Here is a 14684-nt window from a genome sequence, read left to right as displayed (position 1 = left end):
AAAATGCACAGCTTCGGGCACAATTGAGCACTTTGCAATCAGAGAACGAACAATTGAAGTCACGCATTGACGAGCTTGGCAACAAGGAGAATAAGTAATGGCACAAATTGATAAGACAACGCAATTTGACCAACGGTTATCTGTTACCGCAGAAGACGGTGGCACCGTGAACTATGCAACCTTAAGTGGTTCGATTGACCAATACGGTGTGCCATCAATGAGCTACTACATCAACGATGGTGTCATTTATCGTGAACACTTATCTGATTTTCGGACAGCATGGTCAGCATTCCAAGACACGGTGTTTGCCGAAGCCGATAAGGTTGCTAATACAGTAGCGGAATAGCGGGGTGGAATTATGGGATTTTTTCCACACGACTTAGCAGGGTGGCTCACGGTAGTTGGCTCATTATCTGGTGCAATGTGGTTCGTAATCAAGATGACTTTTGTGAAATCAATCAATAGCTTGAACAAAACAATTGCTGGTTTAGAGAACACCTTAAAATCTTATGATCGTCGGATTGCTGAACACGAGACACGAATTAGGTTGCTAGAAGATTGGAGAGAACATCACGATGACAACGAATAACTTAATAACCCTTGTAGAAGCGCTATGGCAATCAGGTATTGTCCCAGCGCTTTTAATTTTGGCCATTGGTTGGGCTTCAGAACGGTTTACCCGCAATAAGCGGCTAACAAACTTGCTGGGTATTGCGGAAGGTGCGGTGAAGTGGGCGGAAGCGACATTTGATGGTGGCCAAACGCAAAAAGCGCAAGCCATCAAGTGGATTTCAGATTATTTGATTAAGGCTGACAAAGCGCATTTGTTCACTGCTAAGCAGATTGATGAGGCAATTGAATGGGCTGTTGAAAAGATGAAGGAGGCAGAGAAGTAAAATGAATAAAACAATGAAGTTGGTCGCCGTTGGGGCGGCCTTTTTGTTTGGAACAACAATTATTAGTGATCATACGGTGCATGCAGATACGCCACGTTTTGACATGGTCGATGTATCCAACTGGAATGGTTACTTGTCAGTAGGCGATTTCGTTAATATGCGTAATCAAGGCGTTAAAGCCATTACTACCAAAGTTTCAGAAGGTACATGGTACCAAGACCCCACTGCTGCTAATAATATTGCAAACGCACAAGCGGCAGGTCTGTACGTAAATGGTTATTACTTTGCTCATGCGACTGATAATGCCACTGCTGTTCAAGAAGCTAACTACGCAGTGGCCACCGCTCAAGCTGATGGTTTGGGAGTTGGAGCTGTGCTGGCAGTAGATGCTGAATCACCAAATCAAATGGCAATGGGGACAGCTATGCAAGCTGTGAATGCAACAGCTGAACAGCAAGTGGGCATCGCTGGTGGGTATCGATCAACAACCTATACAATGGGGTCACACGTTGAAACAACACCTGATGGTGACAAGTCATGGGTTGCACACTATCCATACACGCCAACGGCTAATCAAAGCTATTACTCATCGGAGCATGGTTGGCAATGGTTCGATCATGCAACGTTCGATGGTGTGAGCGGTGCGTTTGATATTACGCAACTGTACGACAATTTCTTCACTGCTGACCAAGCGGTCATTGAGAAGACCCCGGGTGATGGTGCTGCGGTGTGGTCTAAGAAGGGTGTCTGGTACACGAACAAGTCATTCAAGCACAAGGCCAACGGCATCAAGAAGCACATGGGTTCTTACTGGTCATTTGCTAATGGCAAGTTGATCAAGTCTAACTGGACGAATTCATGGGGACTTCACTATTGGTCAGACGGTGACGGTAAGTTAGTGCAGGGTGAGGGAGATTGGCACGGATATCATTTTAATTTTGGAAATGACGGAACGTTCAATGCTAAGACAGCAACTGTTAATAATTTAGCTGACATCATTAAATAAAAAACGGACCAACTTGCGACATTAAAACAGATGCGCAAGTTGGTCCACTTATGAATGAAGCCCGCTGGACTTGGATTAACCTCCTCGTCTGGCGGGTTTTTATTGTGTTTACTCGTTGTTTAATTATAAAGCCCAAGTGTAATTTCTAACATGTATTGGAAAAGATAACTATATTTGCTGCTCTAATGCACTATAGTGTCCGGTAAGTATAAGTTCGATTTCTGTTGAAAATTCTTTTAGACTGACAGGACGTAATTTTCTAAAGTAAGGTAGCTTAGTCATATGAGACATAATTAATCCTGGAACAAAAGAACTGATTCGCGACTTAGCAAAAATAATACCCGGATATACAATATATGATCGATTAGGTATATATTGCTTCATTTGTAATTCAACTGCTCTTTTTGCATTCATATAGGGCTTCATGAAGAAAGGCCCATTATTGGCAGATACAAATAAAAACTTAGTGTTCTTTTGATTAACAATCTGATCTATTAAATATTTAGCAGGTTCGTAACTACTGTTTTTATAATTAATACCTTTTATAGGATTAGGCAATAATATTCCTACGGCATCTATTACCCAATCAGCATCTTCAACTATGTGTTTCCATTCCTGAGGTTTGGATAAATCAACAGTATGATAAATAGTTTTATCTTTTTCGATTGGCTCATACTCGTGACGTGCCAGGCTATGAACTTCGAATTTTTCAGGTGATAATTGCTGAATAAGACCTTGACCTACAAAGCCTGTTCCGCCTGCTATAACAATTTTAATTTTCATGCATGTCTCCAAAATCATGTACTTATTAGTTTCTTAATTGAATAAAAAAAAGACTCTAAACGTTTCGGGAACAATCCGGTCCGCTTAGAATCCATTATCCTAATAGATATTAAATGGGGTATTTTAGTGAGTGGGTAAGTACCTAAAATTTTATCTATCAGGATGACAAAAAATCTAATTCAGTTTTTTGGGAACCGAATAACATGACTTTTTATCGATAGCAATTAAACTTGGGAGTTGTGTTGCTATGAGAGTATGATTGTTACAAATAGATGTAACAGGTTGAAAATCAGAAGTACTCATAATTTTAGTTATAAGTAATACCAATGATAAGCATTTCATTGACAAGGATATTATTCTGACCTACGAATAAAGACTACCATAACTTATGTTAGTAAATCAACATTAAATATATAAAGATGTTCAAATCGATTATTCTAACTCCCCAGATTATGGACATGTTATTTGGTCACTCTTTGGTCACTCGCCAATAATACGCAGGTATATATAGCACATATATGACCAAAACAAGGCGTTTTATGCCCGATATTTGGGTGATATTTGTCATGTTTCTACCCATTTAATATTAATGAGTAATGAATATTCAGCATTACAATTTCCTACTATAAATAAAGACACTTAATATATTTTCAAAAAATATTTTTTGAAAATTAATTAAAGCCCATCTGTACAGATGCCATTTGTGGTGTACCCCGAAAGTTAAAGTAACTTTCGGGGTTTTCTTTATGACTAGAATTTCAAAACAAACAAAATTTAAAGCTATCCAAGAATATTTTCTAGGAGTCGACAGCAAAAAGTCGATAGCAAGACGTTATGGTATGGACGAAAAGACATTTGGAGTCCTCATTGCAGCCTACGAGACACATGGGCCAGACGTGTTGTTCAATCCGCCAAAAGTTACTGCAGAATTTAGAATTACATTGGCTTCTTGGGCAATCAGAAATAACGCTTCATATACTGAAATCGCGTCCAAGTTCGGTTATACCGGCACTGCACAAATGCGTGCATGGAAAGAAATCTATTCCAAACTAGGCCCAAATGGGTTATTGTCTATTCAAAAAGGACGAAAACCTAAGATGCCAAATAAGAAGCCTAAGTCAGTTAAAAAATTAACGGAGCAAGAAAATCGACTTTCTCAACTCGAAGATGAAGTTCTTCGACTAAAGATTGAAAATGAAGCGTTAAAATTATTAGCCTCGATTCAGCAACGAACCGACAACTCGCAGAAGTAGCTTGCCGACTCGAGGCACAATTTAAACTGGTAGATATACTAAAGGTTCTTCCAATCGCAGAAAGTACAGTGCATTACTGGAAACGAAAGTTTCAAAAGGACGATCCCGATGAGCCACTTAGAGTGGCCATCAGGACAATTTGGGAAGCCGATAATCACTATGGTGTGCGTCGAGTTTATTTAGAGTTGCGAAAGCAGCCTGAGTTCGCAGAGGTAAATCACAAGAAAGTTCAACGGCTCATGCATGAGATGGGATTAAAAGGCGTTGGATATAACAAACAATCGCGCAAGTATGATTCATCTAAGGGGCCTGAAGGAAAGCGCGTGAAGAATAAGATTCACCGTCGTTTCAAGACTGATCGACCATTACAAAAACTATCTAGCGATGTTACGGAATTCAAAATTCCGACCACTGGAGAAAAAGTTTATTTAGAGCCAATTCTTGATATGTACAATAACGAGATTCTTACACATTCAATTAGCACCCGTCCAAATCTTGAATTTACCTTACAACCGCTTAATCAGCTCGTAGAGCAACTGCCAGAACTTACTTATCGAACAACCATTCACACCGATCAAGGCTGGCAATATCGTCACAGAGCTTGGCGTAAGAAACTAAAGCAAAACCGCATCATCCAAAGCATGTCGCGTCGTGCGACCGCTCTAGACAATGCGGTTATGGAAAGCTTCTTTAATAAGTTGAAGGTCGAAATCGGCCCATTGAACAATTATTCATCATCAAAAGAGTTGATTGATGCAATTAACAATTGGATACTGTATTACAACAACACACGAATTCAAGCAAAATTAAACGGCCACTCACCGGTAGAATACCGACAAATGGCCGCTTAATCAGCTAAAATATTTTACTTTAACTTTTTGGGTACACCGCAATTGCACTTAATCTTGATGGGATTTTTTATTTTTAGGAAACCATGTCGGGCACAATATAGGCACACAGGGCGACTAAAACGTTGGTGTTAAAGGGTTTTACAAGTTCAACAAGAAGTACGGTTTGGCTTAATTTTAAGCGATTCAATACTGAAAAAACCATCCAACTTTCGGGTTGGATGGTTTTTTGTATTGTTGAAATGATAGCTTTGCTAGAGCGGTTTTTAAAATCATTTCAAGACCTTACTTTATGTGAGTTTCAGTTGTACAATGATGCTGTTTTAAAGAAAGAAGGCACAATATTATGGATAAAGTAGCAATTGTTACTGGGGGTGCGCAGGGGATTGGAGAGGCTGCGGCTCGTCGCTTACATGCTGATGGATTTAAAGTCGCCATTCTAGACTTTAACGAGACCCTAGCGCAACAAGTTGCCTCATCAATTGAGGGGTTTGCAGCCAAGGTTGATGTTTCAGATCGTGACAGTATGTTTGCGGCAGTTAAGACAGTTGTTGAACACTATGGTCGCTTGGACGTTATGGTTAACAACGCTGGTATTGCGCCAAGTGGTTCATTGATGGATATGCGCCAAAACGATTTTGATAAGAGTTACGCTGTGAATGCCGGTGGAACGCTTTGGGGAATTCAAGCAGCGACTGAACAGTTTATCGCGCAAGGCGAAGGTGGCAAAATCATTAATGCTGCTTCACAAGCAGGTATTGTTGGTAACCCAGGACTAGGTTTGTACGGGTCAACGAAGTTTGCGGTTCGTGGATTGACGCAAACTGCCGCACAAGAACTAGCTGAGTATAAGATTACCGTCAACGCTTATGCACCAGGCTCAGCAGTTACGCCAATGCTAAAGGCTGCCGCACATGAAATGGCGGTAGCTGCTGAAAAGTCCGATGAGTGGGCGCTAGAACAATTTGCGACTGGTATTACGTTGGGACGTCTTGCGCAACCAGAAGATGTGGCCAATGTTATTGCCTTCCTAGCCGGTGCAGATTCAAATTACATCACAGGGCAAACAATTGTCGTTGATGGTGGTACTATTTTCCACTAAGAAATAAACCGAGTACGTGTTGTGATTAAAACAGCAATGTACTCGGTTTATGTTTACACTGATGGGTTTTTCAAATTAAACCTGCGATAGTTTCAGTCATGTCCAGGATTATCACTATACATAAAGCCTCTTGATCTGACGGTGGTCAAATACTAGAAAAAGGTGCATACTGATTACTTGTTAAAAATAAGCGAAGGCTGGCAGATATGCGTGCCGAACAACCAGGTGGATGCACAGCGTAATGTCAATGCTGTCTATGCGCTAAAAGTAAACATATTGGCACTCGCTAAAAAATAGTGTCGATCAAGTTTAGTTTGTAAGAGGTATTAAAATGTTTTATCTATTAGGATTACTGGGTGGCTTTGCAGTTTCAAACCAAAGCCCAATTAATGCGCGTTTGGGTGGTGCGTTAAAATCACCATTTCGGGCGGCATTCTTAAGCTTTTCACTAGGCGTGGTGTTTTTAGGTTTGTTGGCCTTTATTCAAAATCCACACTTTTTAGGTGATATTGTGGCGTTGACGAAGACTGGTCAGCCTTGGTGGATTTACTCAGCAGGAATTTTTTCAATGTTGTACCAAACATCCAATATTCTGTTGTTTAAGAACGTTGGTGCCGTTAAAACGGTCGTTCTGCCAACCTTGGGCCAAGTGGTCATGTCAATGATCATCCAAACTCTTGGTTGGGTTGGTGCTGAAACGGTTGCCTTGACTGCAGTTAAGGTGATTGGGGTTGTCCTGGTCATCATTGGTGTTTTGGTGGCCGTTGTGTTAAGTGCGCGTTTGGAAAACAAGAACGGTTCAACACAAAGTAGCTCTGTTTTCTGGCATGTTTGGGGAATTTTGACGGGAATGTTTGCGTCATTCCAACAAGCAATTACAGGACATTTAGGTCATTTGCTAGGTGCACCAGTCGATGGGGCGTTTGTGTCATTTGTCGGTGCTTTGATTTTGCTAACGCTTTTGGTGGCTTTCAAGGAACGACCATTTTTCAATCGTAACGGTATGAAGAGTGCGCCATGGTGGTCATTCTTAGGCGGTATTCCAGGGTCGCTATTCGTGTTCTTTATCGGTATCGTTGTGCCGGTTCTTGGACCAGGAATGGGTGCTATTTTAGGATTGATGGGAATGCTCGTTGGTACCATTATTGTGCAACAATTTGGCTGGTATCAGTCAGTTAAGAAGCGAGTTAATGTCATGCAAATTATTGGTATTATTATCATGGTTGCTGGTGTTGTAATGATTCAATTGATGTAACTAGTTAATTTTTAAATAGTTAATAAAGTACAAAGAAAAGAGCACAATCAGGACTGTCATGGAACTGATTGTGCTCTTTTAGTGCGATATTTGCGCTACAGCCGGAGATTCACCAGGGGATGATTAACTGAATATTGACGGAGTGTTGTACAATATTCAAGTGAAGAAAAGTAAGTGGAACCGGATTGCCGGAATGTTAAAACGTTTGGCGTCTGAGTTGATACTTTGAAGATCAGAGCCAAACGTTCTGGAAATATTATTTAGAAAGTAATGTCGGATTATGCAACCTCATAATCTTGCATGAGTAAAAAGACTGCCAATCATTCGGTTGGAAGCCTTTTTTGTGACGTGAGAAATATTAACCATGGATAAGACTACCCGATTAACATTAGCGGCGAATTTAGCAGCCGGTCGCCAACAAAAAAATGTGTCGATTGAAGATATTGAACGAATTGGTATTTCGAAGTCACGTTATTACCGTTATATCAACGGGGAAGTAGATATAACGGTTGCGGATTTACACAAGTTACTTGAATTACTATCAATGTCATTTTCTGAGGCACTTTATCATACAGTTGAAGAAGCTGACATCATTCAAAATCGAGAAATTTCAGTGCTAACGCATTTACGGTCGTTTACGATTGTTGATATGGCAAAACTTGCAATTGACGGACAAACAATGGATGCTAAAACTTTTTGGCCGTTGTATAAAACGTTTGTAAAATCAATTGTCCTATATCGCGAATATATGCCAAGTACCTTCTATGAGGTCGTGTTATCAATTCACCTGTTAGCGGTTCAAAAATATATCATTAACCCGAAAAAGATTATGCTGGAAAAGATGTTATTTGTAATTGATGCAATTAATCATCAACCGACGCGATCTTCGAATGTGGAAATGCGATCGTTGAAACGCTTGCTTAATTTTATTAACGGTTGGATTATGTCGGGAAATGATGACCGACGAGACAGTATTGAAAACTTTTTGGCAGCGGCCCGCCGATTGCAAATTGACATTATCACGATGAACGACTTGCAGGTGTCTATGACCGATATCTGGACGAAATCCCAGACTGTACGAGAGGCGGGTACCCCAACCGGTCTCCAACAGTTATCGTATTACGCCGAAATTGTGCCACCATTTGAATTGACGAGTATTGGCGATTATCTGCACCAGGTTATTCGTGATAAGCGGATTAAGGTACAGGAACTGGCACAATATGGTTTTTCAAAAACCAAGGTTTACCGGATGTATGATGATGATGCGTCGTTTCGAGTAAACGATTTATTGACACTGATGCCGCATCTCGGGTTAATGCCCGGTGATTTGGATGCCGTTGTGCCACAATTTAATGACGCGACGTATCGTGTGAAGTACAATCTTCAGTTCGTGGCTGAGACGTTTATACCAACTGCGGTTGCGCAGGCAAAAATGCGCTACGATGAAACTGGTCACTTAGGATTTCTGGAACAATGGTTGGAACTGCGCATGATCATTGGTAGTCGCCTGGATGGCCGATGGTATGCCAGCGAAGAAGCAAAGTCGTTGGGCCAACAGGCACAACGACTGTTACAAAGTATGGACACCTGGCATGATTCAGAATTTCGTATTTTGAAATTGGCGTGGATGGCAGTCGATTCAGTGGCTGGCGTCCATATGATGGTGAATATGACGCACGCGAATGACGTTGATAATATTTTGCAACGAACTTATGCCAACCGTGTTGTTGAAGGCGTTGAGTATGCAATATTTAAAGCGATGTTTGAAGGTAACCAAGAATTACTGGATGCACTCTTACAAGTTGCGTTTGAAGAGCAAAAACGGGATGATAAGGCGCTAAAGTATGCCTCGTGGCGTTGGCGCTTCTTGATGTATGAAAACTATCGCACATACTTCACTAATCCAGAAGAGGCTGTTGGCCATCTCGTTGATTTCTTCGCTGACTACGATGAATTAGTTGGTGAATTTGAAATTACGGATAAGTACAAAACATTGTTTAATGCCATGTGGCGAGAACATTTGGCAAAAAAGTAGACATGAGCGGGAAGTTTTTCCCGCTGGTGACAAAGAGTCGGTAGAATAACTATTGTTGAGAGTTAACCGACTCGACACTTTTCTCATATAATGTTTAATACTAACCTAATTAAACAATAACCATATACATAAGAGCACCCGTGATTCTAACCAAATCGTGGGTGTTTTTATGTATATATGCATATTTTATGGATATAAGGTTTTGAATTGTATATCTTTGCATAAAATCGTGTTTCAAGTGGGTGAAATATGGTATTATATTCAACGTTGCTGTAAACGCAACCTGTAATAAAACAAATAAAGTTATGATTTAAAAAGGAGTCGGGGATGGCTGATAAAAATACGGCACCAGATTCGTTACAACGTGGCCTGTCTAAACGACACGTTACGATGATTGCCATTGGTGGCACAATTGGTACGGGATTGTTTCTGGGAGCGGGCGATTCGATTAGTCTGACAGGACCATCGATCTTGTTCGTGTACTTATTAACGGGAATTTTCCTTTACATTATGATGCGCGCAATCGGGGAGCTACTCTATGCAGACCCAGATAACAATTCGTTTGTGAGTTTCGTGTCTAAATATCTGGGGCCTGGCGCTGGGCACTTCGTTGGCTGGTCGTACTGGATTACGCTAATTTTACCGGCAATGGCGGAGTTAACAGCGATTGGTAAATATGTCCAATTCTGGCTACCAACGGTACCGGCCTGGTTAATTGAAATTGTCGTGATGTTACTATTGGTTGGTGTGAACCTGGTCGCAGTCAAATTCTTCGGTGAGGCTGAGTTTTGGTTCTCTTCAATTAAAATCATTGCCATCCTTGGTATTATCATTACTGGAATTTTGATGATGATTACCGGCTTTAAAACACCAGGCGTTCACGGTGGGGTGGTGTCATTTGCAAACATTACCCATCATTTCCAGCTGTTTCCAAATGGTGGCATGAATTTCATGATGGCATTCCCAATGGTATTCTTTGCATTTGTGGGAATTGAATTTGTCGGTTTGATGTCTGCTGAAACCAAAAATCCACGTGAAGTCATGCCAAAGGTGATTAACACGGTGTTGTTCCGTATTTTGGTGTTCTATGTGGGGGCTTTGGCCATTATTATGTCAATTTATGATTGGCATTATTTACCAGCTGATCAAAGCCCGTTCGTCTTTATTTTTAAGTTAATTGGGATTGATTGGGCGGCGGCTTTGCTGAACTTTGTGGTGTTGACCGCTGCGATGTCAGCATTAAATACACTGATTTATTCAGCTGGTCGTGATGTCTACGCTTTGGCCCTGGAAAATACTGGCAAATGGCAAGACTACTTCAAGCGCTTGTCAACGAAGGCGATTCCAGCACGCGCGATTTTATTCTCGGCGATTTTGATTATGCTCACACCAGTGATTAACGCATTACCAATTTTTGAGTCAGCGTTTAATTTCTTTGCGTCAGCTACGGCAGCGATTACCCTGGTTATTTATAGCTTAATCATGATTGCACACCGCAAGTATCGGGCTAGTGCGGATTTCATTGAAGACGGGTTTAAGATGCCATTTTATAAAGTTGCTAGTCCTTTGACGTTGCTATTCTTTCTCTTTATCTTTGGGACGTTGTTCTTGGATAAGACAGATACAATTGCTGCGTTAGGTGGCATTGCTTGGACCGTGGGTTATGGCTGGTACAGTCATAAAAAATACGGCATGAAATTCAACTAAATCACATGTGAAAAGGTGGGATGACAATTGTTATCTCACCTTTATTTGTGTTTTTATTAAATTTAGATTAGAATAAACGCACGGATTAAACGGGAGGATGCATATGACGACATTGACAGGACAAGATTTGCGCGCATTGCTCAAGGAACAAGCTTTATTGGAAGAAACTATGGCTTTAGCGGGCTGGGACCAACTAACCGGTATGCCTAAGGATGCCAGTGATTTTCGCGCAGAATTACAAAGTTATTTAACAGAAAAGTACTTGGGTGTTTCAACAGGGGAGCAAGCTAAGAATCTGGTTGCGTACTTTGCAGTACACGGGGATGAATTGTCAGCCGATGAACAGGCACTTTTCGCTAAGTTCCGAGAAGACTACGAGCGTGATGCAGCTGTGCCGGCTGATGAATACATTGCCTTTAATAAGTTGACTTCAACGGCACAGGACGCTTGGGCAGAAGCGCGTGAACAAGATGATTACGCCATCTATGCGCCATATTTGGCGCAGTTAATTGATTTGAAGCGCCGTTTTATTACATACTGGCGTAAAGATGAGGCGACACCATATGATGTGTTGCTGAACCAGTTTGAACCAGGTTTAACTGTCGCGAAGCTAGATGCCGTTTTCGCAGAGGTGAAGGCAGGGGTTGTGGCTTTGCGCAATCGCCTGGCAACGGAAGGAACCGAACCGGCAGACGACTTCTTACATCGTGAAGTCGCGGTTAGTGACCAACGGTCATATGTCTGGGATGCGGCCGTTCGGTTAGGGTATGACCCTAATAAAGGCCGATTAGATGATACAGTGCACCCGTTTATGCAAGATTTGAATCGTAATGATGCCCGTATTACAACCCGGTGGTCAGCCACTGATTTTCAAATGGCTGTGTTAGGAATCTTGCACGAGGCCGGTCACGGTCTCTTTGCGCAGAATGTTGCGCCTAAATGGGATTACACACCGTTTAATAAATCAATTGCAATGAGTATTCATGAATCACAGTCGTTATTTAATGAAGTAATGATTGGTCGCTCAGAAGCCTTCTTACGTCATGATTATCCAATTATGCAGCAGGCTTTCCATGGCGTCTTAGACGATGTTGATTTTGAGACATTCTATAAAGGGTGGATGAAAACAGAGGCTAGTCTAATTCGGACGGAAGCTGATCCATTAACCTATCCGTTGCATATCATTATTCGTTATGAAATTGAAAAAGCTATTTTTAACGATGATATTGATATTGCGAACCTACCAGCCCTTTGGAATGCGAAGTATGAGGAATACCTAGGTATCCGACCACCGTCAGATTTGACAGGTATCTTACAAGATATTCACTGGGCCGGAGGTGATTTTGGCTACTTCCCATCATATGCCCTTGGCCATTTGTATGCGGCCCAATTCCGTCACGAAATGGCAAAAACACTTGATATCGACAGCTTGCTGGCTGCTGGGAACATCCAACCGTTGTTTGATTGGCGTAAAGCGAATATTTGGCAATACGGCGCATCAAAAACACCTGCTCAAATTTTGTATGCGGCAACAGGCGAGGAGCTCAATCCACAATATTGGCTTGATTTGCAAACCCAACGATATTTACAAGCGTACCAAATTCCGGATAACGATTAAAAACATCTCATTTTGTTGTTGACATCTTTTAACACTTCCCGTAAACTTGGTTCATCGGTAGGACGTTACATTGTATGTCAGAGAAGCCACGGTTTGCTGTGAGTGGCGCAGGTGTAACGACTGAACTATTTACAACCTAATAGCAGTAAAGTGAATTGAGGCGATTAGTCTCAATTAATTTGGGTGGTACCGCGGATTTTGATGATTCGTCCCAGTGATGTGTGTTGACACATTACTGGGACTTTTTTGTATTGGAGGACTGAAGCATGGGGTATGGACAATAGTTACTGGCGTCGGCGGGTTAATTCGTTATCGACGCTTATGGCAACTAACAAGACACTCGGTAATGAATTAAAGGAGATCGGACGATGAAACAAACAGAAACGCCTCGATTTGGGCACGCATTAATCCTCGTTATTTTATTAGTTATTATTTTTGGTGGTAGCATTATTGGCCTCGGCTTATCACCGTACGTACCGTTGCTAATTAGTTTGTTAGCAACGATGATTTTTGCCAAACTACGTCGCGCAACTTGGGACGATATTCAAACCCAGTTACTGGCCGGTATTCAAACGGCTTTAGCACCGTTGTTTTTGTTCTTGCTGATTGGTATGTTGATTGCCCTATGGATGGGCACGAATGTCATTCCAACGATGCTGTGGCTGGGCTTTAATCTCGCCAATGCCGCTTGGTTTTTGCCAAGTGCTTTGTTGGTGACAGCGATTGTCGGGTCAATGATTGGATCGGCCTTTACAACGCTAGCTACGGTTGGGGTAGCGCTGATGGGCGTTGGTACGGCGATGGGCTTTTCACCGGCGTTGGTCGCCGGTGCGGTATTGTCAGGCGCTATTTTTGGTGATAAAAGTTCACCGTTGTCCGATTCAACAAACTTGGCTTCGTCAATTGTCGAGACAGATTTGTTTGCGCATATTAAGAACCTGATGTGGACGACTTTGCCGGCTTTGGTGGTGTCATTGATTATTTTTATTGTGTTAGGAAAGGGTCATGACGGGGCATCTGCTACTGAATTGCATCATCTAGCTAGTTTGCTAACACCAACGTGGTGGACAGTGGTACCTTTGGTGTTGTTAGTGGGGATGGCTTGGGCTAAAATTCCGGCAATTCCAACACTGTTGGTGAACGTCGGCGTAACAGGCGCTTACTTCCTACTGAATCATAATATGACGACGCTAGCAGATGTTTTGCTGAACGGTTTCAAGACCGCCGCTAAGAACGACATGTTACAGTCACTTTTGAACCGGGGCGGTATGTTAGCGATGATGCCAACGGTGATCATTATCATGATGGCTTTGGCACTTGGTGGCTTGTTGACAGAACAGAAAATCTTACAAGCTGTGATGATGCCACTTGCAAACCGAATTAAACATGGCGCTGGTGTGATTACAGGGACGATTGTGACTGGAATTGCGGCGAACTTCATGATCGGTGAACAATACTTGGCGACGATTCTGCCAGGCCAATTATGGAAACAAGCCTTTGACCGTGTGGGCTTGTCACGCTTAGCGTTGGGACGTTCAGTTGAAGATTCGGGAACGGTGGTAAACTACTTGGTACCATGGGGTGTTGCAGGAAGTTTTGCCGCCCAAACCTTAGGTGTGCCAGTGCACGTGTTTGCACCGTTTGTATTTTTCTCATTGTTGTCACCAATCTTTTCATTGTTATCAGCTTGGACAGGTATTGGTATTAAAAAACGTGATGTGTAAATAATAATAAAAGCGACCGGAAATTTTTCTGGTCGCTTTTATTATTTTTAAGCAATCATTTTACTCGCTTGTGAATGGCTTGTAAGGCAAGTTGGTGGGCGCCTTGGTTTTGACGGTCGGGAATCCAAGTTGTTAAAACGATTGGATAACGATTAATCAGTGTCATTAAACGGTCAATCTGGGCCGGGTAATGTTTGGCATAAGATTTACCAATGCTATCAGCAACCAATTTAGAATCGGTATAGAACATAACCGTGTCGCCCGCGTCGGCTAATGTTTCCAAGCGTTCAAAGGCAAGGATGGTGGCGGCAAATTCAGCTTCATGATTGGTCATCTCACCTAAATATTCATATTGTTGGCTTTGGGTGCCATCTTGGACAATGACAATGCCGGCACCACTTGGACCAGGATTACCCTGGGTCGCCGCGTCAGCATACAACTTGATTAACATGACAAA

14 protein-coding genes are annotated in these 14684 nt (G+C 42.0%); 12 read left to right on the top strand and 2 right to left on the bottom strand.

Features of this window, described 5'->3' with window-relative positions; translation table 11 throughout:
- Positions 1-97 precede the first annotated feature (97 nt).
- Genes ACJ28U_RS03005 through ACJ28U_RS02990 form a run of 4 tightly spaced genes read left to right on the top strand, consistent with a single transcriptional unit; the run spans position 98 to position 1902 of the window.
- Positions 98-346, top strand: coding sequence for a hypothetical protein (locus tag ACJ28U_RS03005; protein ID WP_407618340.1), 249 nt, complete (start codon positions 98-100; stop codon positions 344-346).
- A 12-nt stretch (positions 347-358) separates the two neighbouring features.
- A complete protein-coding gene (locus ACJ28U_RS03000) occupies positions 359-589 on the top strand; it encodes a hypothetical protein (protein ID WP_407618339.1) in 231 nt (76 codons plus the stop codon).
- Positions 576-896, top strand: coding sequence for a phage holin, LLH family (locus ACJ28U_RS02995; RefSeq protein WP_407618338.1), 321 nt, complete (start codon positions 576-578; stop codon positions 894-896). Before ACJ28U_RS03000 ends, ACJ28U_RS02995 begins: the two co-directional genes overlap by 14 nt.
- Position 897: 1 nt before the next feature.
- Positions 898-1902, top strand: coding sequence for a GH25 family lysozyme (locus ACJ28U_RS02990; RefSeq protein WP_407618337.1), 1005 nt, complete (start codon positions 898-900; stop codon positions 1900-1902).
- Between the two features lie 168 nt (positions 1903-2070).
- Here the strand turns inward: ACJ28U_RS02990 and ACJ28U_RS02985 are convergent, their stop codons facing one another.
- On the bottom strand, positions 2071-2685 hold the full coding sequence (locus tag ACJ28U_RS02985) for an NAD-dependent epimerase/dehydratase family protein (protein ID WP_407618336.1): 615 nt from the start codon (positions 2683-2685) through the stop codon (positions 2071-2073).
- A 746-nt stretch (positions 2686-3431) separates the two neighbouring features.
- Here ACJ28U_RS02985 and ACJ28U_RS02980 point away from each other — a divergent pair.
- From ACJ28U_RS02980 to ACJ28U_RS02945, 8 genes are all read left to right on the top strand, one after another.
- Positions 3432-3938, top strand: a complete 507-nt coding sequence (locus tag ACJ28U_RS02980; RefSeq protein ID WP_085639954.1) for a helix-turn-helix domain-containing protein — start codon at positions 3432-3434, stop codon at positions 3936-3938.
- On the top strand, positions 3893-4789 hold the full coding sequence (locus tag ACJ28U_RS02975; protein ID WP_118123449.1) for an IS3 family transposase: 897 nt from the start codon (positions 3893-3895) through the stop codon (positions 4787-4789). Before ACJ28U_RS02980 ends, ACJ28U_RS02975 begins: the two co-directional genes overlap by 46 nt.
- A 343-nt stretch (positions 4790-5132) precedes the next feature.
- Entirely contained in the window at positions 5133-5888 is a 756-nt protein-coding gene (locus ACJ28U_RS02970; RefSeq protein WP_407618335.1) for an acetoin reductase, read from the top strand.
- Positions 5889-6219: 331 nt separating this feature from the next.
- The gene (locus tag ACJ28U_RS02965) at positions 6220-7143 is read left to right on the top strand and encodes a DMT family transporter (protein WP_407618334.1); all 924 of its coding nucleotides are present in this window, start codon (positions 6220-6222) and stop codon (positions 7141-7143) included.
- Between the two features lie 364 nt (positions 7144-7507).
- Positions 7508-9178 carry a helix-turn-helix transcriptional regulator gene (locus tag ACJ28U_RS02960; protein WP_407618333.1) on the top strand — a complete coding sequence of 557 codons (1671 nt, stop codon included), beginning with the start codon at positions 7508-7510 and terminating at the stop codon, positions 9176-9178.
- A gap of 327 nt (positions 9179-9505) precedes the next feature.
- Positions 9506-10885, top strand: a complete 1380-nt coding sequence (locus ACJ28U_RS02955) for an amino acid permease (RefSeq protein WP_043712300.1) — start codon at positions 9506-9508, stop codon at positions 10883-10885.
- 103 nt (positions 10886-10988) lie between these two features.
- Positions 10989-12503, top strand: coding sequence for a carboxypeptidase M32 (locus ACJ28U_RS02950; protein ID WP_407618332.1), 1515 nt, complete (start codon positions 10989-10991; stop codon positions 12501-12503).
- Positions 12504-12871: 368 nt separating this feature from the next.
- Positions 12872-14227 (top strand): Na+/H+ antiporter NhaC family protein, encoded by a 1356-nt coding sequence (locus tag ACJ28U_RS02945; protein WP_407618331.1) that lies wholly within the window; start codon positions 12872-12874, stop codon positions 14225-14227.
- A gap of 55 nt (positions 14228-14282) precedes the next feature.
- Here the strand turns inward: ACJ28U_RS02945 and ACJ28U_RS02940 are convergent, their stop codons facing one another.
- Positions 14283-14678, bottom strand: coding sequence for a ribonuclease HI family protein (locus tag ACJ28U_RS02940; protein WP_407618330.1), 396 nt, complete (start codon positions 14676-14678; stop codon positions 14283-14285).
- Positions 14679-14684 lie beyond the last annotated feature (6 nt).

The sequence above is a fragment of the Weissella sp. MSCH1 genome, assembly GCF_045799135.1.
GTDB lineage: Bacteria > Bacillota > Bacilli > Lactobacillales > Lactobacillaceae > Weissella.
The sequence above is the reverse complement of the archived record's forward strand: the minus strand, read 5'-3'. Positions and strand labels throughout refer to the sequence as shown.